Genomic DNA, 22,368 nt, shown 5'->3' with positions numbered 1-22,368 from the left:
GGAAAGGAGAGCCATGGGCTATTATTATAAAAAAGAAGAATATTTGGAGGTCAAGAAGCAGTTAGAAGGAGAATATGCTGTTGCGTACAAAAAAGCCGCTGCCTATATTCATGCTTCTAATCTGTACGGATTGGAAAACGAAGAAAGCTGCCTGCTGCAGATTATGGATGACTTTCTGACTGCCCAAAAAGAAGGAAAACCTTTATATAAAATAATAGGACCTGATCTGCGAAGGTTCTGCGATAAAATGATGAAAGCGGAGTCCGAGCGTCTGGCTTTTGGATTAGTGTACTGGTTGCATACCATACCGGTAGCATATCTTTTAATCTCAGTGATGGCGGTTCTGGAGACTTTTCTGTTCTCAAAAGAGAAAGCATCCTGGGATACCTTACAATTCATAAAGATTAACGGAAATATCATATTATTCTTTGGAATAATCTTTCTTTTTTATGTGGTAAAGAAACTTTTAGCAGTTGCATTTTTTCACTATACGAAAATATTAAATATGGTCTCGATAGCAGTATTTGCATTGACAATGGGGATTGCATCCATAGCCCTGGAAACAGGAAAGAACCTTATCCCGGTGACTATTTCGGTTCCGGTTTCGTTATTTCTGATTTTAAATATTGTATCAATTATCGCTGCAGGTGTAAGTATCTATTATAATAGTAAGCATAAAATCAGATATAAAGTGGTACATAAGGAAGAGGAATTGGACGAAATCGAAAAACGGACATGTCCGGTATGCAAAAAGCTGCATGACTGTGATTATCCTGCCTGCCCTTACTGCAGGCATAAATATACGGATGAAGAACCTTATTGAAAAAACAGATGATTTTACTTACCTTTCCAAAGACATCCTCATGCGTTTATCTTGACTTTTGCTGCGAAAAATGTTAACTTGTCCATTGACTGGCAAAAGACCGATTACTATTCGTTAGGAGACAGATATGAGCATTTTACAAGAGAAACAGGAAAAGAAGGCCTTTTATAAGCTGGTGTTTTCATTGGTATTTCCCATGGCACTCCAGAACCTGATTAACGTAGGGGTTACCTCTACGGATGTTATCCTGCTTGGAAAAGTGGGGGAAACTTCGCTGTCTGCCGCATCTCTTGCAGGCCAGGTACAGTTTATTATGACCCTTATCTTTTTTGGACTTACCTCAGGTGCCGCAGTCCTGACTGCCCAGTACTGGGGAAAGAAGGATACCGTAACGATTGAAAAGATAATGGCTATAACCATGCGTTTTGCATTGGTAGTGGGAGTGTTATTCACCCTGGCAGTACTTTTGTTTCCGGAACATATTATGAGGATATTTACCTCAGAGCAGAACGTGATAGATCAGGGAGTGCGGTATTTAAAAATAATTGCATTTTCCTATATTTTTATAGCCTTTACTATGATTTATCTGAATATTATGCGGAGCGTGGAGAGAGTTGTTGTTTCTACGGTGGTTTACATGATATCCTTTGTGATAAACCTGGTACTGAATTTAATCTTCATCTTCGGACTTTTCGGCCTGGAGCCCATGGGCATCAGGGGAGCAGCTCTTGGTACACTGATTGCAAGAGCTTGTGAAGTCCTTATGGTTACATTTTATGCGTTAAAAGTTAATAAGACGATACATTTCCATTTAAAAGCACTTTTTATCAGGGATAAGATTCTAAGCCGGGATTTTCTGCATTATTCGGTTCCGGTTATGCTAAATGAGCTGCTATGGGGGGCTGGTGTAGCTGCCAATGCTGCAATTATCGGGCATTTAGGACAGTCCGTGGTAGCTGCCAATTCCGTGACCCAGGTAGTAAGGCAGTTAGCGACAGTAATAACTTTCGGCGTATCCAATGCGACGGCAATTATACTTGGCAAGGCGATTGGGGAAGGAAAAGAAGAGCTGGCTAAGCTTTATGCAAAGCGGCTTGTCAGAATAACCATTTTTCTGGGCTTGTTTGGAAGTGTAGTTATCTTGTTTGTGGGAAATGTTGCGGGACATTATATGAATTTAAGCGGCGAGGCTCACTCCTATCTGAAATTCATGATGTTCGTCATGTCCTATTTTGTAATTGCACAGGCCTTTAATACCACTATGATAGTGGGAGTCTTCAGGGCAGGAGGGGACACCAGATTTGGGCTTATTTTAGATGCCTCTACTCTATGGGGTGTGGCAATACTCTTTGGTGCCCTGGCAGCTTTCGTATTGAAACTGCCGATTCCAATTGTATATGTAATTATCATGAGTGATGAGATTATCAAGGTTCCCTTATCTGCCTGGCGGTACCGTTCCATGAAGTGGGTAAGGAATGTAACGAGATAATAAGAGATAAGATAGAAATGAAGGTGCAGGTTCTCCTGCACCTTTTTTGGATAGAAATTAAAAGACGGAAACTTTAAAAGCCTCTTTTTCAGAAACATTGGAAGGTTAAAATGTTGTTAAGAGAAATCCTTTGATAAATCCATCCAAAGCCTCTCCAGCGAAATCCAATAGCCGTCTGACGGCCTATATATGTCGGAAAATACCAATAACTGATTCCGTTTACCAGCCAGACATAAGTGTTGCTGTTAAGACAACCGCGCATACCCCTGGCACCGTTTTGAAAAGCGGGCATGGGAGGGGTAAAGGATGGCGGTGTGATCAAGGGTACAGGGGGAGGTGTTTGGTAGCCCTGACTATTGTTACGCTGCATGGCTATAAGTTTTTTCTGGCAGTATGGCCTTTGTATACTGCATTTATCCGAAGGGCTGTTATTTGTGTGCTCCAACTGCAAGTGCATTCCCCTTTCTTATTTATAATATAATTTATGCTATAGATGTCTTTTGGTGTTAGGTATAGCAAGGAATTTTGAGCAGGCTGGGTTTTTGTTTTCTGTGTTTGCCCATAGATGGATATTTTGGATAAAAATGATAGATTGCAGGTGAAATCAAAGGATATATTAGGATTTGTGCATATGATTCGGGGGTGTAAAAATTTGGCTTTCTAATTTGGATAGTTATTTTTTATATTTTTTTAAAAAATGTATTGACTTATTTAAGCTTTATTGATAGACTATATCCATCAGATGAATAGTTATGGATTGTTACTGGAGAGCAGGCAAGACCAAATTTTATGAAATAGTATATTTCATAAGGTTTGGTCTTTTTTATTAGTTTTATAGAATTATTTTTGGGGTGATGAAGATGCAGGTAGAACGGATCATTAATAACAATGTAGTCAGTGCATTTGATTCCAAGGGCAAAGAAGTTCTGGTCATGGGAAAAGGAATTGGATTTCAGGCAAAAAGAAATAAAGAGATCGATCAGGAGCTGATCGAGAAGATATTTTACCTGGATACCCAGACAGAAGTTGATAAATTCAAAAAACTGCTTGCTAATCTTCCTTTGGAACACATTCAGGTATCAAATGAAATTATTACCTATGCTGATGAAACTCTGGGCCGTAAATTGAATCCGAACATTTATATCACATTAACGGATCACATCAATTTTGCGATTGAAAGATTTCAGCAGGGAATGCTATTTGATAACCCGCTGTTATGGGATGTACAAAGATTGTACCGTCGGGAATATCTAATCGGAGAATATGCCGTGGCGCTAATTGGGAAACAAATCGGAATACGGCTTCCGGTAGATGAAGCAGCATCAATCGCTCTTCATATTGTAAATGCGGAATATAGCAGCATAATGAGTGAAACAATGAGTATTACAAAGATTATCCCACAATTGGTTGAGATAGTAGAAAAGGATTTTGAGATAACATTGGAAGAGCAGTCGCTTCGGTATGACAGCTTTATAACCTATCTGAGGACGCTAATGCAGAGAATTGTGAGCAGGGAACAGTTAGACGGCATTGACCAGGAATTCAATGACATGGTGAAAAAACTGTACCCGAAAGAATATGGCTGTAGCAGAAAAATTGCAGATTTTCTCACTGAGCATTATCCGGACATTGTTTTAGCTGAGGAATTGGCAATGTTGTCAATTCATATACGCCGGTTGATTTTAGGAACCAGGGGGAAAGAATAGGAGGAAAATGACATGGGTTTCATGGAAAAATTAGGCCTGAATAACAGGGAAAAAGAATTGATAATTGGTTCTCCGATGAAAGGAGAGGTATGTCCCTTAACTGAAGTCAATGATCCGGTATTTGGTGAAAAAATATTAGGTGATGGACTTGCAATTAAGCCTTTAGCGGGAAGACTGGTTGCCCCGGTGAATGGAACGGTGGGAATGCTCTTTGATACAAAGCATGCAATCAGCCTTATATCAGAGCAGGGAACTGAAATACTGATACATGTTGGTTTGGATACGGTGAATTTGAAAGGAAAATTTTATAAGTCCTTTGTCAAGACAGGAGATAAAATCAAAGAAGGTGATTTGCTGCTGGAATTTGATATGGAACAGATAAAGGCAGCCGGATATGATGTCATCACTCCTGTGATTATCTGCAATACAGCAGCTTATTCTGAAATCAATCCTATTACAGGTAAGAGAGTGGAAGAATTGGAAAAAATCCTTATAATCAAGAAATAACGGCACCCAGGACAGACATATTTATGAAGGAGATGGAAGAATGAAGGAAATAAAGTATGTAATTAAAGATGAAGTTGGTATTCATGCAAGACCCGCCGGTTTATTTGTGAAAGCTGCCGGCAAGTTCAACTGTATGATAAAGATGAAGAAGGATACAGCAGATGTCGATGCCAAGAGTATTTTGGGAATAATGAGTTTGGGTGTAAAGAAGGGGGATGAGATTACAATAACCTTTGATGGCTCCGATGAGGCGGAAGCTTCTGACACAATTACGGCTTTTTTAGTAGAAAATCTATAAAAGTAAATTAGCTGTATCAATACAGCATAATAAAAAAGGAGGAGTTATTTTTATGATGAAGTTCTTACAAAGACTGGGTAAATCGTTAATGCTTCCAGTAGCATGTTTACCGGCAGCTGGTATCATGCTTGGAATCGGGTATATGATTGACCACAATGGATGGGGTGCAAATAATATTATTGCAGCGTTCCTGATACAGGGAGGCAAAGCAATCCTCGATCACATGGCATTGCTGTTCGCAATTGGCGTTTCTATCGGTATGTCCGATGATAACGATGGTACCGCCGCACTTTCAGGACTTGTTTCCTGGTTACTGTTTACGACGCTTCTATCCAGCACCTCAGTTGCTTTGTATACCGGAGCAGAGGCTAATGCTGCATTTGGAAGTATTGAGAATGTATTTGTTGGTATTTTTGCCGGTCTTATTGGTGCCTACAGTTACAATAAGTTCAAGAACACAAAGCTGCCGGATTATCTTGGATTCTTCAGCGGTAAGCGGTGTGTGGCAATTGTAAGTGCCGGAATTACTGTTGTGGCAACTATCCCGCTATACTTTATATGGCCATTCCTTTACGGAGCTTTGGTTTCCTTTGGTAAGGCTATCGTTGACACCGGTGCAGTCGGCGCAGGTCTTTATGGTTTCTTCAACAGGTTATTAATACCTACGGGACTTCACCATGCCTTAAACAATGTATTCTGGTTTGACCTTGCCAATATTAATGATTTGGGCAATTTCTGGAGCGGTAAGGGTACTTATGGTACGACAGGTATGTATATGTCCGGTTTCTTCCCGGTAATGATGTTTGGTTTACCCGGTGCAGCACTGGCTATGTATCATACAGCAAAAACCAATAAGAGAAAGATTGCAGCTTCCTTGCTTGGAGCAGCAGCATTCTGTGCTTTCTTAACAGGTGTTACGGAACCTCTGGAATTCTCATTTATGTTCCTGGCTCCCGGATTATACTTAGTACACGCAATTTTAACAGGTATTTCCTGCTTCATTGTGGCATTATTACCTATGAGATTAGGCTTTAACTTCAGTGCCGGCTTATTTGACTACATATTAAGCTTCGGTACTCCTATGGCACAGAATCCCTGGTTATTAATTCCGATTGGTCTTGCAGCTTTTGTAATTTACTATGTAGTATTCCGTTTCGTAATTACAAAGTTTAACTTAAAGACACCCGGCAGGGAAGATGATGACACTGAAATAGATACGAAGGCTACTTTGTCAAATAACAATTTTACCGAGGTTGCAGCTGTTATCTTAGAAGGTCTTGGCGGAAAAGGAAACATTTCCAACATTGATAACTGCATTACAAGGCTTCGCGTTGAGATTAAAGATTATACAGCAGTTGATGAGAAGAAGATCAAATCTGCCGGTATTGCCGGAGTTATCCGTCCAGGTAAGACCAGTGTTCAGGTTATTGTAGGAACCCAGGTTCAATTTGTTGCCGATGAAATCAAAAAAATGATTTAACATGGGTATAATAAGTGAGGGGACTTAATATAGCAAAACAAATAAAGGGGGTTGCGATACTGCTAAGCGGCAGTATTGCAACGCCTTTTTACAATAAAAGGAGTTAAGTTAGTATGGAGATTATAACAGGAACAGGTGTTAACGGAGGAATTGCAATCGGGCCGCTTACTATTCACAGAAGAGCATGGTCAGAAATCAAGGCCAGCAGTGTGGGTGACATCGAAAGCGAAATACTGCGTTTTGAAACGGCACTGGGAAAAACCGTGGAAGAATTGCAGGTTTTATATGATAAGGCAGTGGAAGATGTGGGCGATGCAGTTGCAATGATATTCGAGGTCCATAAACTGATGCTTGAGGATATTGAATTTACTGAATCAGTAAAAGATATCATTCATACGCAGAAAGTAAATGCCGAATACGCAGTGGATGCAACTGCATCAAAGCTTAGCAGTATCTTTGCAGCCATGGATAATGAATATATGAGGGAAAGAGCAGCCGATGTAAAGGATGCATCGAAAAGGCTGTTGGGCAGGCTGCAGGGAAAAGTTTCAGAGAAAATTGGAGTAAGTGAACCCAGTATCTTGCTGGCAGATGACCTTGCTCCCAGTGAAACGGTACAGTTGGACCGATCTATGATACTGGGATTTGTGACCAGGCTGGGATCAAGTAATTCCCACACGGCAATTCTTGCACGTACTATGGATATCCCCGCCATTGTCGGAGCTGTAATAGAGCTTAAGGATGAATACGAAGGCAAGCTTACTGTGATTGACGGATTTGAGGGCAAAATATATATTGACCCGGAAGAAGAAACCTTAAATATGCTAAAAAAGAAGCAGGCAGAGTATCTGCAAAGAAAAATGCTGCTAAAGGAATTAAAGGGAAGAGAAAGTATTACCCTGGACGGACATAAAATCAATATTTATGCCAATATCGGCAACTGCAATGATGTTGAGAATGTTATTAATAATGATGCGGAAGGAATAGGATTATTCCGAAGCGAATTCCTTTATCTTGAGAACAGCCATTATCCAACGGAGGAAGAACAGTTCCTTGCCTATAAAACGGTAGTGGAGAAGATGGAAGGGAAGAAAGTAATCATACGGACCCTGGATATCGGGGCGGATAAGAAAGTGGATTATTTTGAATTGGAAGAAGAAGAAAACCCTGCTTTGGGTTACCGTGCCATCCGCATCTGCCTGGATAGGATACCCCTGTTTAAGACTCAGTTAAGAGCAATTTACAGATCATCTGCCTTTGGTAAGGTCTCCATTATGTTTCCTATGGTTATTTCTCTGGAAGAGGTATTGGAATTAAAGGAAATCGTTAATGAAGTGAAGAAGGAATTAAAGGACGAGGAGATTCTTTTTTCCGACGCAGAACTGGGAATTATGATTGAAACACCGGCAGCAGCACTTATCAGTGATTTACTGGCGAAGGAGGTTGATTTCTTCAGCCTTGGAACCAATGACCTTACGCAATATACCCTGGCCATTGACAGGCAGAACCGCAAGCTTAACAGATTTTATAACTCCCATCATACGGCAGTGCTGCGCCTGATTGATATGGTTGTTAAAAATGGGCATGAAAACGGTATCTGGGTGGGTATTTGCGGTGAGCTGGCATCTGACCTAAGTCTGACAGACACTTTCTTAAAGATGGGGATTGATGAGCTTTCCGTATCCCCGGGCAAGGTACTGGAACTTAGAAACAAGGTAGTGAATTTTAACATGGACAATAAAAATAATTGATAATTTTTGTTTACTAACGAACAAAGCAGTAGTATAATGTATAGAGATACAAAAAGATAAGTATGTACTGATTAAAAGGGTCCGCCCCGATTGAAAAGGCAGAAGAATCATAATAACTCTATGGAAGGCATTATTTACAGGCCTGCTGCAGAGCGGCGGTTATAACAGCGAATTATGAATCCTTATGTCGAGGGGTAATCCCAGGGCTTTTGCCCCGACATAAGGATTTTTTTGTTTCATAGGAAATTTCTCAAATTTTCTATGAATAGATAACAGGAGGATGCCATGAAAGAATTGATAGACATCTTAAAGCGGGACAGGAATCTTTTACCAAAAGAGTTTGCCGCTCTTATAAATGGAATGACCAACGAGGATGCATTGTACCTAAAGGAGCAGGCGTACAAAGTAAAGGAGCAATTCTTTGGTAATAAGGTATTTACCAGAGGGCTTATTGAATTTACTAATTACTGTAAGAATGACTGCTATTACTGCGGTATCAGAAGGAGTAATGTGAATGCGGTAAGATACCGTCTGACTTTAGAAGATATTTTGTCCTGCTGTGAGGAAGGCTATAAGCTAGGCTTTCGTACCTTCGTTCTTCAGGGTGGAGAGGATTTAAGATACACAGATGAAGATATTGAAGAGATTTGCTGCAGCATAAAGAATAAATATCCCGATTGTGCTATTACCCTTTCCATTGGAGAAAAAAGCTATGATTCTTATAAAAGATATAAGGAAGCAGGGGCTGACAGATACCTGTTGCGTCATGAAACAGCTGATGAGGAGCATTACAGGCTTTTGCATCCTGATAGCCTAAGCTTAAAGGAAAGAAAGCAATGCCTTTGGAATCTAAAGGAATTGGGATATCAGGTGGGAACAGGCTTTATGGTGGGTTCCCCCTATCAGACGCCCCAATGTATTGCGAAGGATTTGGCCTTTATCAAGGAATTAGAGCCTGCCATGGTGGGAATAGGTCCATTTCTTCCTCACCATGACACACCCTTTAAGGATTATCCCAAGGGTTCCTATGAGCTGACTTTAAGGCTGATTTCCATCATAAGGCTTATGATACCAAACGGACTGATACCGGCTACCACAGCTCTTGGCACCATTCATCCAAAGGGCAGGGAAGAGGGGATATCCTGGGGGGCTAATGTAGTAATGCCCAACTTATCCCCGGTAAGGGTAAGAAAACAGTATGAGCTCTACGATAATAAAATCTGTACAGGGGATGAAGCTGCAGAATGTCGATTCTGCCTGGAAAGAAGGATGTTAAGCGTAGGACATGAGATAGTAACCGCCAGAGGCGATTTTATCCCCTATACATTTGAAGCAGAAGGGAAGGAAAACATATGTACGATGTAAAATCAAAAAAGGCAGAAGAATTTATTGATGATGAAGAAATTAACGATACCCTTAAGTTTGCCGCAGAAAATAAGAGCAACAAGGAGTTAATTGACAGTATTATCGAAAAGGCAAAAGAAATGAAGGGTATCAGCCACAGGGAGGCTGCGGTCCTTTTGGAATGTGACCTGGAGGAAGAAAATGAAAGGATGTACCAGCTTGCTAAAGAAATCAAGAATAAATTCTACGGTAACCGCATCGTTATGTTTGCGCCCCTTTACCTGTCCAACTATTGCGTAAATGGTTGTGTGTACTGTCCTTACCACCATCAGAACAAGCATATTGCAAGAAAGAAACTTACCCAGGAGGAAATTAAGAAAGAGGTTATCGCGTTGCAGGATATGGGACATAAGCGTCTTGCACTGGAAGCAGGAGAAGACCCGGTTAATAACCCCATTGAATATATACTGGAATGTATTAATACCATCTATTCCATCAAGCATAAGAACGGAGCAATCCGCAGGGTGAATGTCAACATTGCCGCTACTACCCATGAAAATTACCATAAGCTTAAGGAAGCGGGCATCGGAACCTATATCCTTTTCCAGGAGACTTATAATAAGGAAAGTTATGAAAAGCTTCATCCTACGGGACCGAAGCATGACTATGCTTATCACACAGAGGCTATGGACAGAGCTATGGAGGCAGGGATTGATGATGTGGGGCTTGGTGTGCTGTTTGGATTAAATCTTTACCGCTATGATTTTGTCGGAATCTTAATGCATGCAGAGCATTTAGAGGCATCCATCGGAGTTGGTCCGCATACCATCAGTGTTCCAAGAATCCGTCCGGCAGATGATATCGATCCGGAGGATTTCAGCAATTCCATATCCGATGAAATGTTTGAAAAGATTGTTACAGTGCTTCGTATTGCAGTTCCTTATACCGGTATGATTGTTTCTACCAGAGAATCCAAAAAGACCAGGGAAAAGGTGCTCCAGCTTGGTATCAGCCAGATAAGCGGAGGTTCCAGAACCAGTGTCGGCGGATATGCAGAGGAAGAGGAGGAAGAAGATAACTCCAAACAATTTGATGTAGATGATAAGAGAACCCTCGACCAGGTGGTCAACTGGCTTTTAGATATGGGCTTTATTCCAAGCTTTTGTACTGCCTGTTACAGGGAAGGCAGAACCGGTGACCGCTTTATGAAGCTTGTAAAGTCCGGCCAGATTGCAAACTGCTGCCAGCCCAATGCTTTAATGACCTTAAAGGAATATCTGGAGGACTATGCTTCCGAGGATACCAAAGCAAAGGGAGAATCACTGATAGAGAAAGAGATTGAAAAAGTAACCAATGAAAAGGTTAAAAATATCGCGAAGGATTACTTAGTGCAGGTACATGAAGGGAAGAGGGATTTTAGATTCTAATAAATTGCCGCACTTTGTATTAATCCCGGAAGTGTTTTAATAACAGAAAGGCCCAATGGCTTTCCTTCATATATTGCTATTAATACGGCGTGTGAAGGAAAGTTCCGGGGCTTTTTCTGTATATAGCTATTTAAGAAACTGGCATTTAATTCAAGAAAAATTATCAAAAGAAAAAATAATGCTTGCCTAATGCATATGAGTTATGGTAATCTTTTTACATAGACAATGAGAATGAATATCAATTGCATAATTAAAAATATCAATACACCAGAATAGACCTATTCTTAGGAATAAAAGAGCACAGAGACCAAACAGTAAGAGAGGTGACTGTATGAGCGTTGTTATCGTAGGAGGCCATGACAGAATGGTCTGTACCTATAAGGAAATATGTAAACAGCATAATTGTAAAGCAAAGGTATTTACCCAGATGCCCGCCAATTTTAAAACCCAGGTTGGCAGTCCGGATTTATTGATTCTCTTTACCAATACCGTATCCCACAAGATGGTGGTATCGGCGTTAAAGGCAGTAGATGGAGACTCCACGATCGTGGAAAGGTGTCACAGCAGCAGTGCCTGCGCCTTAAAGGACATCCTGTGTGAATACTGTAAAAACAAAAATAAGGAGGCTTGTCTATGAGTAAGATTTATGTCGTATATTGGAGCGGTACAGGAAATACGAAAGCAATGGCAGAAAAGCTGGGAGAAGGGATTACAGCAGGCGGAAAAGACCCGGAAATAACGGAGGTTGACAGAATAAAGGCAGAAGGCTTAAAGGATGAACCGGTATTTGCACTTGGCTGCCCATCCATGGGAGCAGAAGTTCTGGAAGAAGAGAGTATGGAACCTTTTGTTGCCGACCTGGAGCAATTTGTACAAGGAAAGAAGATAGCCCTGTTTGGCTCCTACGGTTGGGGGAATTGTGAATGGATGCGTGATTGGGAAGAACGCTTAAGAAATTCCGGTGCCGAAATTGTAGGAGGAGAAGGTATTACCTGCTTAAATGAGCCCGAGGAAGACACTCTTTCTGCTCTTTATGATTTGGGAAAGAAGCTGGCAGAATTATAAAAAAGATCTGGAACCTAACTATTTGGCGATTGCCAGACAGTTAGGTTTTTTATTTACGCCATGTCGGCATATAGCCCCCTTGTAGAAAATAGAGCAGCATGCTAATATTTAACAATAAAGGAGGCGTGTATCATGAATGAGAATTTAAAAGAGCAGGCACTTAGAACTTTCATACAGGGAGGGAAAACCTACACCTACTACAGTATCTATTCGCTAAAAGAAAAAGGCTTTTCCATTGAAAAGCTGCCTGTAACCATAAAGATTCTTTTAGAAGGAGCCATACGGCAGCTTGATCATAAGAGGATAAAGGAGGAGCATATTTATAATCTTGCAGGCTGGAAGAAAGATAACGAAAAGGCAAAAGAGGTTCCCTATAAGCCTTCCAGAGTGCTTCTTCAGGACTTTACAGGAGTTCCGGTTTTGGTGGACTTAGCCTCCATGGGGCTTGCCCTGAAGGAGGAAGGCAAAAGGAGCGGTAAAGAGAGAGGTATCAATCCGGAAATTCCTGTGGAGCTTGTTATTGACCATTCTGTCCAGGTGGACTCCTATGGAAGAACTTCTTCTCTTTCTGAAAATATGGAGTTAGAGTATACACGTAATAAAGAGCGGTATGAATTCTTAAAATGGGCACAGAAGTCCTTTCGGAATCTCCGTGTAGTGCCGCCGGGAATGGGAATTATCCATCAGGTGAACTTAGAATACTTAGCCTCCGTGGTTACAATGAAAGAAGAAGACGGAAAGCTTCTGTTATTTCCTGACACCTTGGTAGGAACCGATTCCCATACTACCATGGTTAACGGACTTGGTGTTCTGGGCTGGGGCGTAGGGGGCATTGAAGCGGAAGCAATTATGCTTGGAGAACCCTCCTATATGATGCTGCCGGAGGTAGTAGGAGTCAGGCTTACGGGAGAGCTTAAGGAAGGAGCTACTGCTACGGATCTTGCCCTGACCGTTACTGCCATGCTAAGAAAGCTGGGAGTGGTAGGATGTTTTGTGGAATTTTACGGAGAAGGGCTTAACCATTTAACTCTTGCAGACAGGGCTACTGTTGCCAATATGGCCCCGGAGTATGGTGCTACCTGCGGTTATTTTCCCTTTGATGAGGAAACCTATCACTATCTTTTACTGACCGGAAGACCAAAAGAGGAAGCAGATAGAATCAAGGCGTACTTAACAGAAAACGGAATGATAAGAAGAGATGGGGAAGAGGCAGAATATACAAAAGAGGTAACACTTGATTTAAGTACAGTAACAGCCTCTCTGGCAGGACCTAAACGGCCCCAGGATATCGTCCCGTTACGGGGCGTTAAGGAATATTTTAAGGAATGTGTAACCAAAAGCGCAGGGAATAATGGCTATGGACTCTCTGGGGAAGAGTTTTACAAAAAAGCAAAGCTCTCTTTAAAAGAAGAGGATGTTGAACTAAAAACCGGTGATATCGTACTGGCAGCAGTCACCTCCTGTACCAATACTTCCAATCCGTATGTAATGCTTGGGGCAGGACTAATGGCAAAAAAAGCTGTTGAACTGGGACTTACAGTGCCGTCCTACGTTAAGACGTCACTGGCGCCGGGGTCGTTAATTGTCAGTGATTATCTAAAGAAAGCGGGGCTTACTCCCTATCTGGAGCAGCTTGGCTTTCATACAGTTGGATACGGCTGCACTACCTGTATCGGAAATTCCGGTAAATTACTGCCCGAAATCGAAAAAGCTATCACGGAGGAAAATCTCCTGACCGCATCCGTACTGTCAGGAAACAGAAATTTTGAAGGAAGGATCCACCCCTTAATCAAAGCAAATTTTCTGGCATCGCCTATTCTGGTTATAGCTTATGCACTTGCCGGAACCATTTTGATTGATTTTGCGAAAGAGCCAATAGCAAGGAATCATGAGGGGCAGGATATATTTCTTAAAAATATATGGCCCTCCTCTGCAGAAATCCAATCGCTTATCAAGACAGCATTAAAAGAAGAAATGTTTCAAAAAAGATACGAAGAGGTATGGCTTGGCGATAGAAAGTGGCAGGAGCTTAAAGCGGAAGAAGCAGATACCTATGATTTTGGGGAGGAATCCACCTATATCCGGAACCCGCCCTACTTTGATTCGCTGCTTCTCAAGAAGAATCCCGGAAATGAGCTAAAAGAGCTTAGGGTATTGGCAAAATTCGCAGACTCTGTCACGACAGACCATATCTCACCGGCAGGAAACATCGGAAAGAGTACACCTGCTGCTTCTTATCTTCTGGAAAAGGGAGTAGAGGTAAAGGATTTTAACACTTATGGCTCCAGAAGGGGAAACCATGAGGTCATGATGCGGGGAACCTTTGCTAATATCCGTATTAAAAACCAATTGGCAGATGGCAGGGAAGGCGGATTTACAAAATATTTTAGAACCGGTGAAATCCTTTCTATCTATGAGGCAGCCCTTTTGTATAAGAAAGAAGAGAGAGGACTGCTTATCATTGCAGGAAAGGATTATGGGATGGGCTCATCCAGAGACTGGGCAGCCAAAGGAACTGCTCTCTTAGGCGTAAAAGCTGTTCTTGCAGAGAGCTTTGAGAGAATACACCGTTCCAACCTTGTAATGATGGGAGTGCTGCCCTTTGAATTTATGGAAGGAGAGTCGGCAGAAAGCCTTGGGCTTACAGGAGAAGAATATTATACCTTCCATTTTGAAGAAAAGAATAGCAGCTCTGCTGCTGCCACAGCCGTAATGGGTGAGAAAATCATAACCTTTCCCGTAAAATTAAGAATAGATTCCGCAGCAGAGTGGGAGTATTACCATAATGGAGGGATACTGCCAATGATTGCACGGAGAAGACTAAGAGAAAGCTGATGGGGTTGTCGTAGTAGCACCTCTTATTTTGTACTGTATTGGGAATATTTCTTTGGAGATATTCCCACTGCTTTTGTAAAGGACTTTAGGAAGTTGCTGTAATCATGGAAGCCGCTGCCTTCGCAAACTTCATTTACCGTCTTTCCTTCGGCCAAAAGAGCCTTGGCAATGGTGATACGCCTTGCAGTGATATATTTATTAATGGTGGTTCCGGTTGCCGCTTTAAAAATGCGGCAGATATAGGATTCGCTTAAGAAAAACTGCTTGGATAGATGATCTATGGTAATCGGGTCACTGATATTCTGATTAATGTATTCTAAAATCTGATCCACCTGCCTGCTGTATTCAAAATTCTCTTCTGCAGTGTCTATGCGGCAATGGGCATAGAAAGCCTTATTTAAGAATAGCAAAAGCTCCGTAAAGGCACTGCGTTCCAAAATATCCGTACCAAAGCCGGTAGGACTTGTAATTTTATAGATATAATAAAGGAATTTCTGCTGCTGTTCCTTGTCTAAAGAAAGCCGGTGGGAAAAATTAGCCTCCCTGTAAGAAAAGCAATGGTTTAAATCTGTTGAGGGCGTTGATAAGGACTTTACAAAATCAGGATGAATGGATAAGACAATCCTCTCATGTACTATACTGTCAATCTGGGATAAATAATGGCTTTCATAGTTATTAATTAAGAATACGTCACCAGGCTGGATGTTATAAAAACGGTTGTCAATAAGGAACTGTCTGCCGCCTGATATTGAGTAATAGACTTCATAGCAGTCGTGGATATGCATATTCATAGGCTTTTCTTCCTGATAAAGATGTGCCACGGCAAAATACTTCTGATGGATACAGGCTTCAATTGCTTCTTTGCAGGAGGTATATTCCTTCATGAGTGCCTTCCTTTCTTCTGGTCATTTTCTAATGTAAATATGTTAGATGATAGATTGAAAAATGCGTTGCATTTTCAAATTTCTATTTAAGCAGTATCGCAGGAAGACCTGCGATATGCATGGGGATTAGTTTGAAAAATAAAAGATATTTTTCAAATTTCTATTTAAGCAGTATCGCAGGAGGACCTGCGATATGCATGGGGATTAGGTAATTATAAGTATATCTCCATTATAACAGTACAGTTCAAAATAAGCAAGTTTTAGAGTGGTAAATGACAGGAATCAGTAAAAATAGTATGATATACTGTTTGTAGTCAGATAACAAAGGTACTATCTGGGGTATGCAATGAGGGTAAATAAGGAAAAACCAGGAAGGAAAGAGAGGATAAAGGAATGGAACTTAGAACAGCGGCATCGCCAAAAGATGTAAAATATTATACAACGGAGAGATTACGGGAAGAATTCTTAGTGGAGAATCTCTTTAAAACGGGAGAAATTACAAGCGTGTACAGCCATATTGACAGAATCATATTAGGAGCTGTAGTGCCTGTAACCCCGCTGCTGCTGACACCCGGCGAAGAAATCCGGGCAGAATATTTTCTTCTTCGCAGGGAAATGGGAGTTATTAATGTGGGCGGAGAAGGTAAAATCAAGGTGGATGGAACAGAATACCACTTAAAGAGCAGGGATGGATTGTATATTGGAATGGGCGCAAAGGAAGTTATCTTTAGCAGCGAAGATGAAAAAAATCCTGCGAAATTTTACTATAACAGTGCCCCTGCCCATAAATCTTATCCGACAGTGCATATCAAGCCGGAAAATTGTGTACGTGTTGAGCTTGGCTCCCTGGAACAGTCAAATCACAGAACGATTACGAAATACATTCTTCCCGGGCAGGTAGAAAGCTGTCAGCTGGTAATGGGACTTACCAGCTTAAAACCCGGCAGTGTATGGAACACTATGCCTTGTCATACCCATGACAGGAGAATGGAAGCCTATCTGTATCTGGATATTCCGGAGGATGGCCTTGTCTTTCACTATATGGGAGAACCGGCAGAAACAAGGCATCTGGTGGTACGAAACGAGCAGGCAGTTATTTCACCAAGCTGGTCCATTCATTCCGGCTGCGGAACCGGAGCATATTCTTTTATCTGGGGGATGTTAGGCGAAAATCAGGATTTTGATGATATGGACGGCGTAAGTATGGACACATTGCGATAATGCACGAGAGTTAGGAGGATAACAGATGAATATTTTAGATACATTTTCTTTAAAAGGAAAGATTGCACTGATTACAGGGGCTTCCTACGGTATTGGCTTTGCTATTGCAAAGAGCTATGCAGAAGCGGGAGCAACCATCTGCTTTAATGATATTAAGCAGGAATTTGTAGATAAGGGGCTTGCTGCTTACCAGGAGGAAGGTATCAGAGCCTATGGCTATGTCTGCGATGTTACCAGGGAAGACCAGGTAAATGCGATGATAGCGCAGATTGAAAAGGAAGTCGGTGTAGTTGATATTCTGGTCAACAATGCGGGTATCATTAAAAGAATTCCGATGGTAGAGATGTCTGCGGAAGATTTCAGAGCGGTAATTGATGTGGATCTGAATGCTCCCTTTATTGTTTCAAAGGCGGTTATACCGGGGATGATAAAGAAAGGACACGGTAAGATTATTAATATCTGCTCTATGATGAGTGAGCTTGGAAGAGAAACTGTTTCCGCCTATGCAGCTGCCAAGGGCGGACTTAAGATGCTGACGAAAAACATTGCATCCGAATATGGAGAATTTAATATCCAATGCAATGGTATAGGACCGGGATATATTGAGACTCCCCAGACAGCACCTCTTAGAGTGAAGGGGAATCCCTTTAATGATTTCATTATCTCAAAGACACCCGCTGCAAGATGGGGAAAAACAGAGGATTTGGCAGGCCCTGCCGTATTCCTGGCTTCGGATGCTTCGGATTTTGTAAACGGACATATTCTGTATGTGGATGGCGGTATCCTGGCTTATATCGGCAAACAGCCTAATTAATATGACATGTGCATTATTTCTTTACCAGTAAAATGCAAGGATGGAGGACTTGGTATGTTATTGGAATTAAAGGTAGTAGACAATAACGGAAATATAAAAACATCGAAAAAGGGAGAAAGTGCAGTAAACCTGGTGTGGACAGAAGAATACAGGGAAGGGGACCGCATTGTGATTATAGCCCAGGAGAAGAACCGCTATCTTCACATTCAGGTTGATGATGCCCTTGGAGCTGCCTTTGTTTATGTCACAAAGAATGAGATAATCTATCAGATACCCTTTGGAGAAGCAAGGCTTTCCCTCTCTCCTAAAGCATTTTCCGGTAATGGGCATCTGATTTCGGTCAGAGAAGCGATGGAAGGGGAAGTTAGAAATTACCGCAACCTTGCATTAAACGTAATGGATCAGCATGGTGATACAGGATGTTATCCGCATGCCTCGGCTAATGTTGAAACCAGAGGAGAAGCGGTTTTTGCCGCAAAAAATGCCATTGACGGTGTTACAGAGAACCATTCCCATGGAATCTGGCCTTATACTTCCTGGGGGATTAACAGGAGGGAGGATGCAGAATTCAAGCTGGAATTCGGAAGAGATGTTATCATAGATAAAATCTGCCTTTATACCAGAGCGGATTTTCCTCATGATAGTTGGTGGGAAATGGTTACCCTGACCTTTTCTGAAGGAAGTGAAATCAACTGGGAATTAGAAAAGAGCGATAAGGCCCATATATTAGAACTGAATGGAAAAAAAGCAGAATGGCTTCTGCTCCATAAATTAAAACAGGCAGATGATCCATCCCCCTTTCCGGCTCTTTCGCAGTTAGAGGTATACGGAAGAGAAGCATAGTTTGAAAAATTCGATGCATTCAGGAATATCATATCTTTAAATGAAATAACAAACCTGCTGCAGAATAGGCTTACAATAAGCTATTTTGCAGCAGGTTTGTCAGTTTAGAGGGAAAAAGGAAGTATAAATCTTCCCTTAGGTCCAAAAAAAGGGTACAAAAATAGCCGGAAGTATATTATAATACAATAGAGATAGTTGCATGGAAAATTATTACAAAATACAAAATATAGCCTATACGTATAGAAATATGCAATGATTAACAGGAAGAAAGGAAATCGCAGAGATTATGGCAGGACAACGCAGGATGAAAGGGATAATATTAGCAGGAGGCTCTGGAACCAGATTATATCCGGTAACTAAGGCAGTATCAAAGCAGATACTCCCTATCTATGACAAACCGATGATTTACTATCCGCTGTCAGTGCTGATGTTAGCCGGTATAAGGGAAGTACTCATTATATCAACGCCAAGGGACCTTCCGGTATTTGAAGAGCTGTTAAAGGATGGTACAGATTTGGGAATGTCCTTCTCTTATGCCGTACAGGAAGAGCCCAGAGGATTAGCGGAGGCTTTTATTATTGGAGAAGAATTCATTGGAGGGGATAACGTTGCACTTATTTTAGGAGATAATATCTTCTATGGAAGAAGCTTTTCAAGTACTCTTGACAGAGCTGCAGCCAGAGAAGAGGGGGCGACGATTTTCGGATATTATGTAAGAGACCCAAAAGCTTATGGGGTGGTGGAATTTAATGAGAATGGACAGGCTGTCTCCATTGAGGAGAAACCGGAGCATCCGAAATCCAATTATGCCGTTCCGGGATTATATTTTTATGATAACGAGGTAATTGAGATAGCAAAGACGATTAAGCCCTCTGCCAGAGGAGAGCTTGAGATAACCTCTGTCAACAATGAGTACCTGGCGAAAGGGAAGTTAAGCGTTGAGACCATGGGAAGAGGAATGGCCTGGCTTGATACGGGAGGACATGATTCCCTTTTAGAAGCTTCCAATTTTGTCGCTTCCATTCAAAAACGGCAGGGGCTTTATATATCCTGTATTGAAGAAATTGCTTATAAGCAGGGATTTATTGATAAGGATCAGTTAATTAAGCTGGCACAGCCTTTGCTAAAAACAGAATACGGGAAATATCTGCTGGATGTGGCAAATGGGTTATAGGAAAGGAACAAAAGAAAATGGGACAGTTTCAATTTACACCGTTAAGTATTGAGGGCTTATTTCTGATAGAACCAAAGGTTTTTGGTGACAGCAGAGGCTATTTTATGGAGACCTATAACTATGAGGATTTTAAAAAGGCCGGAATCACGGATATCTTTGTACAGGATAACCAGTCCTTGTCACGAAGGGGAGTACTAAGGGGACTTCATTACCAGAAGAATTATCCCCAGGGAAAGCTTGTAAGGGTCATAAAGGGAGAGGTATTTGATGTTGCTGTTGATATCAGAAAGGGTTCCGCTACTTTTGGCAGATGGCACGGAGAAATCTTAAGTGCAGAAAATAATAAACAGTTTTATGTTCCGAAGGGCTTTGCCCATGGTTTTCTGGTGTTGTCCGAAGAAGCGGAATTTGTTTATAAATGTTCGGATTTTTACCATCCGGAGGATCAGGATGGTATTCTTTACAATGATCCGGCTATAGATATTGATTGGCCGATAGAAGAAGACATGGAGATAATTTTATCGGAGAAAGATAAAGTAAACGGTGGGTTAGACAGCATTATATAAAGTATGGAAGAAAGGTTAAACATATGGAACGCAGAATACTGATAACGGGTGCTAACGGACAACTGGGGATAGCAATCAATCAGCTTTTAAAGGATAGAGAAGATATAACATTAATTAATACCTGCCTTTTGGAATCATCAGCTTATTGCCCGATTAAGTTGGATATAACCAATCCCATGGGAGTAATGAATCTGGTTCAGGAATTAAGTCCGCAGATAATTATTAACTGTGCTGCACATACCCTGGTTGACCAGTGTGAGAGTGAACAGGAGAAAGCTTATACCATTAATGCTCTGGGACCAAAGTATCTGGCAGAAGCAGCCCAGGCGGTAGAGGCAAGGCTTATCCATATTTCCACGGACTATGTATTTAGCGGAGAAAACAAAGAGCCTTATACAGAAGAAGATGCTACAGACCCTAGAAGTGTCTATGGAAGTACAAAGTTGGCAGGCGAAGAATTTGTAAAGAGCATCTGTGATAATTACCAGATTGTAAGGACAGCCTGGCTCTATGGCGAGGGAAAGAATTTTGTAAAAACCATGCTTCGCCTGGAAGAAGAAAAGAAGGATATCAAGGTGGTATCAGACCAGTTTGGTTCTCCTACCAGTGCACTGGAGCTGGCAAGAGCAATTGTATTTTTGATGGACAGAGAGGAATGCGGCATATTCCATGCAGTATGTGAAGGTGTTACCACCTGGTATGAATTTGCCGGAGAAATCTTTCACCTGGCAGGAAAAGAGGTCAGCATCTCTCCGATACCAACGGAAGAATACAGAGTAGCAGCCAAAAGGCCTGCGTATTCGGTGCTTTCTACCAGTAAGTTAAATGGTATGGGTTACAGCATGAAAAACTGGAAGGATGCATTACAAGAATACATGAATAACCTGACACAATAGGCTGCGCTGTATTTGCGGATAGAATGATGAAAAGGAAAGGAAGCCGTATAAGAAATCATCTGACTTTTTTACAGACGGCAGAGTGGTGGCAATGAGGACATATCTGGTTACAGGAGGAGCCGGCTTTATCGGTTCCAATTATATTTATTATATGTTTGAAACTTATGGACAGGATATACATATTATCAATGTGGATGCCTTAACCTATGCAGGCAACCTTGAGAACCTGAAAGAGATAGAGGGTTATCCGAATTATACCTTTATAAAAGAAGATATCAGAAATAAAGAAGCAGTACTTGCGATATTTCAGAAATACGATATTGACAGGGTAGTACATTTTGCAGCGGAAAGCCATGTGGACAGAAGTATCCTTAATCCGGAGGTTTTTGTCAGTACAAATGTCTTAGGTACTTTGAATCTGCTCACAGCTGCAAAGACTGCCTGGGAAACCGAGAATGGATATAAGGAGGATAAAAGATACCTTCAGGTATCTACGGATGAGGTATATGGTTCCCTGGAAGAAGGCAATACCTTCTTTTATGAGACAACACCCTTAGACCCCCACAGTCCGTATTCTGCCAGCAAGGCTTCTGGGGATATGTTAGTAAAGGCTTATATGGACACTTTCCAATTTCCTGCTAACATCACCAGATGCAGCAATAACTACGGACCTTATCAGTTTCCGGAAAAGCTTATTCCTCTGATGATAAATAATTGCTTAAGGGGAGAAAAGCTTCCTGTATACGGAGACGGAAAGAATGTCAGGGACTGGCTTTATGTAAAGGACCATGCCAAGGCTATTGACCTGGTAATGGAAAAGGGGAAACTTTTTGAAGTCTATAATGTAGGCGGGCATAATGAAAAGCAGAATCTTGAGATTATATCTTTAATCATTGATACCCTGCAGGAACTGCTGCCTGAAAAGGATGAGAGAAGAGCCCATATAAATGAGGAACTTATCAAATTCGTGGCAGACAGAAAAGGGCATGACAGGCGTTATGCCATAGCACCGGACAAGATCAGAGAGGAAATCGGCTGGGAGCCTGAAACATCTTTTAAAGACGGAATACGCCTGACCATCAAATGGTATCTTGAAAATAATGAGTGGATGGAGCACATTACAAGCGGTGAATATCAAAGTTATTAGTTTGAAAAATGCGTTGCATTTTTTAAATTTCTATCTGGGCAGTATCGCAGGCTTGCCTACGATATGCACGGGTATTACAAGGAAATGTACCGCTAATC

The 22,368-nt window shown here is 41.4% G+C and carries 21 protein-coding genes; 19 read left to right on the top strand and 2 right to left on the bottom strand.

From position 1 onward, the window contains the following. Window positions 1-13 precede the first annotated feature (13 nt). Together BUF11_RS07500 and BUF11_RS07495 are read left to right on the top strand one after the other, a co-directional pair. Entirely contained in the window at window positions 14-823 is an 810-nt protein-coding gene (locus BUF11_RS07500) for a DUF1048 domain-containing protein (protein WP_073588216.1), read from the top strand. A gap of 127 nt (window positions 824-950) precedes the next feature. Continuing rightward, window positions 951-2,312: an MATE family efflux transporter gene (locus BUF11_RS07495; protein WP_073588215.1), complete on the top strand. Its 1,362-nt coding sequence runs from the start codon at window positions 951-953 to the stop codon at window positions 2,310-2,312. 88 nt (window positions 2,313-2,400) lie between these two features. On the opposite strand, the gene BUF11_RS07490 is transcribed toward BUF11_RS07495, so the two are convergent. Further along, window positions 2,401-2,763 carry a transporter gene (locus BUF11_RS07490; protein WP_175562009.1) on the bottom strand — a complete coding sequence of 121 codons (363 nt, stop codon included), beginning with the start codon at window positions 2,761-2,763 and terminating at the stop codon, window positions 2,401-2,403. A 409-nt stretch (window positions 2,764-3,172) separates the two neighbouring features. On the opposite strand from BUF11_RS07490, the gene licT reads away from it, so the two are divergent. The 10 genes from licT (at window position 3,173) to acnA (ending at window position 14,725) form a co-directional block, all read left to right on the top strand. Next, on the top strand, window positions 3,173-4,018 hold the full coding sequence (gene licT, locus BUF11_RS07485) for a BglG family transcription antiterminator LicT (RefSeq protein WP_073588214.1): 846 nt from the start codon (window positions 3,173-3,175) through the stop codon (window positions 4,016-4,018). Between the two features lie 12 nt (window positions 4,019-4,030). Beyond that, window positions 4,031-4,525, top strand: a complete 495-nt coding sequence (locus tag BUF11_RS07480; RefSeq protein ID WP_073588213.1) for a PTS sugar transporter subunit IIA — start codon at window positions 4,031-4,033, stop codon at window positions 4,523-4,525. A 40-nt stretch (window positions 4,526-4,565) separates the two neighbouring features. After that, the gene (locus BUF11_RS07475) at window positions 4,566-4,823 is read left to right on the top strand and encodes an HPr family phosphocarrier protein (RefSeq protein ID WP_073588212.1); all 258 of its coding nucleotides are present in this window, start codon (window positions 4,566-4,568) and stop codon (window positions 4,821-4,823) included. Between the two features lie 52 nt (window positions 4,824-4,875). After that, window positions 4,876-6,303, top strand: a complete 1,428-nt coding sequence (gene nagE, locus BUF11_RS07470) for an N-acetylglucosamine-specific PTS transporter subunit IIBC (RefSeq protein WP_073588211.1) — start codon at window positions 4,876-4,878, stop codon at window positions 6,301-6,303. Window positions 6,304-6,416: 113 nt separating this feature from the next. Beyond that, window positions 6,417-8,054: a phosphoenolpyruvate--protein phosphotransferase gene (gene ptsP / locus BUF11_RS07465; protein ID WP_073588210.1), complete on the top strand. Its 1,638-nt coding sequence runs from the start codon at window positions 6,417-6,419 to the stop codon at window positions 8,052-8,054. A gap of 285 nt (window positions 8,055-8,339) precedes the next feature. Next, window positions 8,340-9,419: a [FeFe] hydrogenase H-cluster radical SAM maturase HydE gene (hydE, locus tag BUF11_RS07460; protein WP_073588209.1), complete on the top strand. Its 1,080-nt coding sequence runs from the start codon at window positions 8,340-8,342 to the stop codon at window positions 9,417-9,419. Next, on the top strand, window positions 9,407-10,825 hold the full coding sequence (gene hydG, locus BUF11_RS07455; RefSeq protein WP_073588208.1) for a [FeFe] hydrogenase H-cluster radical SAM maturase HydG: 1,419 nt from the start codon (window positions 9,407-9,409) through the stop codon (window positions 10,823-10,825). Before hydE ends, hydG begins: the two co-directional genes overlap by 13 nt. Before the next feature lie 331 nt (window positions 10,826-11,156). Beyond that, entirely contained in the window at window positions 11,157-11,462 is a 306-nt protein-coding gene (locus BUF11_RS07450; protein ID WP_073588207.1) for a DUF2325 domain-containing protein, read from the top strand. Further along, a complete protein-coding gene (locus tag BUF11_RS07445) occupies window positions 11,459-11,890 on the top strand; it encodes a flavodoxin (RefSeq protein ID WP_073588206.1) in 432 nt (143 codons plus the stop codon). The genes BUF11_RS07450 and BUF11_RS07445 overlap by 4 nt, the downstream gene beginning before the upstream one ends. Window positions 11,891-12,022: 132 nt before the next feature. Continuing rightward, complete coding sequence (gene acnA / locus BUF11_RS07440) at window positions 12,023-14,725, top strand: aconitate hydratase AcnA (RefSeq protein WP_073588205.1); 2,703 nt, start codon at window positions 12,023-12,025, stop codon at window positions 14,723-14,725. 23 nt (window positions 14,726-14,748) lie between these two features. Here acnA and BUF11_RS07435 read toward each other — a convergent pair whose 3' ends face one another. Next, window positions 14,749-15,609, bottom strand: coding sequence for an AraC family transcriptional regulator (locus tag BUF11_RS07435; RefSeq protein ID WP_073588204.1), 861 nt, complete (start codon window positions 15,607-15,609; stop codon window positions 14,749-14,751). 393 nt (window positions 15,610-16,002) lie between these two features. Here BUF11_RS07435 and kduI point away from each other — a divergent pair, with 393 nt between their 5' ends. The 7 genes from kduI to rfbB all read left to right on the top strand — a co-directional run bounded on the left by kduI (window position 16,003) and on the right by rfbB (window position 22,270). Then, window positions 16,003-16,830: a 5-dehydro-4-deoxy-D-glucuronate isomerase gene (gene kduI / locus BUF11_RS07430; RefSeq protein ID WP_073588203.1), complete on the top strand. Its 828-nt coding sequence runs from the start codon at window positions 16,003-16,005 to the stop codon at window positions 16,828-16,830. 25 nt (window positions 16,831-16,855) lie between these two features. Then, window positions 16,856-17,644, top strand: coding sequence for a gluconate 5-dehydrogenase (locus BUF11_RS07425; protein ID WP_073588202.1), 789 nt, complete (start codon window positions 16,856-16,858; stop codon window positions 17,642-17,644). 54 nt (window positions 17,645-17,698) lie between these two features. Beyond that, window positions 17,699-18,487: a carbohydrate-binding protein gene (locus BUF11_RS07420; protein WP_073588201.1), complete on the top strand. Its 789-nt coding sequence runs from the start codon at window positions 17,699-17,701 to the stop codon at window positions 18,485-18,487. A 304-nt stretch (window positions 18,488-18,791) separates the two neighbouring features. Then, window positions 18,792-19,661, top strand: a complete 870-nt coding sequence (gene rfbA / locus BUF11_RS07415) for a glucose-1-phosphate thymidylyltransferase RfbA (protein WP_073588200.1) — start codon at window positions 18,792-18,794, stop codon at window positions 19,659-19,661. Between the two features lie 17 nt (window positions 19,662-19,678). After that, window positions 19,679-20,227, top strand: a complete 549-nt coding sequence (gene rfbC, locus BUF11_RS07410) for a dTDP-4-dehydrorhamnose 3,5-epimerase (protein ID WP_073588199.1) — start codon at window positions 19,679-19,681, stop codon at window positions 20,225-20,227. A 23-nt stretch (window positions 20,228-20,250) separates the two neighbouring features. Next, window positions 20,251-21,123 (top strand): dTDP-4-dehydrorhamnose reductase, encoded by an 873-nt coding sequence (gene rfbD, locus BUF11_RS07405; protein ID WP_073588198.1) that lies wholly within the window; start codon window positions 20,251-20,253, stop codon window positions 21,121-21,123. A 91-nt stretch (window positions 21,124-21,214) separates the two neighbouring features. Continuing rightward, window positions 21,215-22,270 (top strand): dTDP-glucose 4,6-dehydratase, encoded by a 1,056-nt coding sequence (rfbB, locus tag BUF11_RS07400; protein WP_073588197.1) that lies wholly within the window; start codon window positions 21,215-21,217, stop codon window positions 22,268-22,270. Window positions 22,271-22,368 lie beyond the last annotated feature (98 nt).

Source organism: Anaerocolumna xylanovorans DSM 12503, from assembly GCF_900143645.1.
Classification (GTDB): domain Bacteria; phylum Bacillota; class Clostridia; order Lachnospirales; family Lachnospiraceae; genus Anaerocolumna; species Anaerocolumna xylanovorans.
Note: the sequence above shows the minus strand (reverse complement) of the source record. Positions and strands in the feature narration are given on the sequence as shown.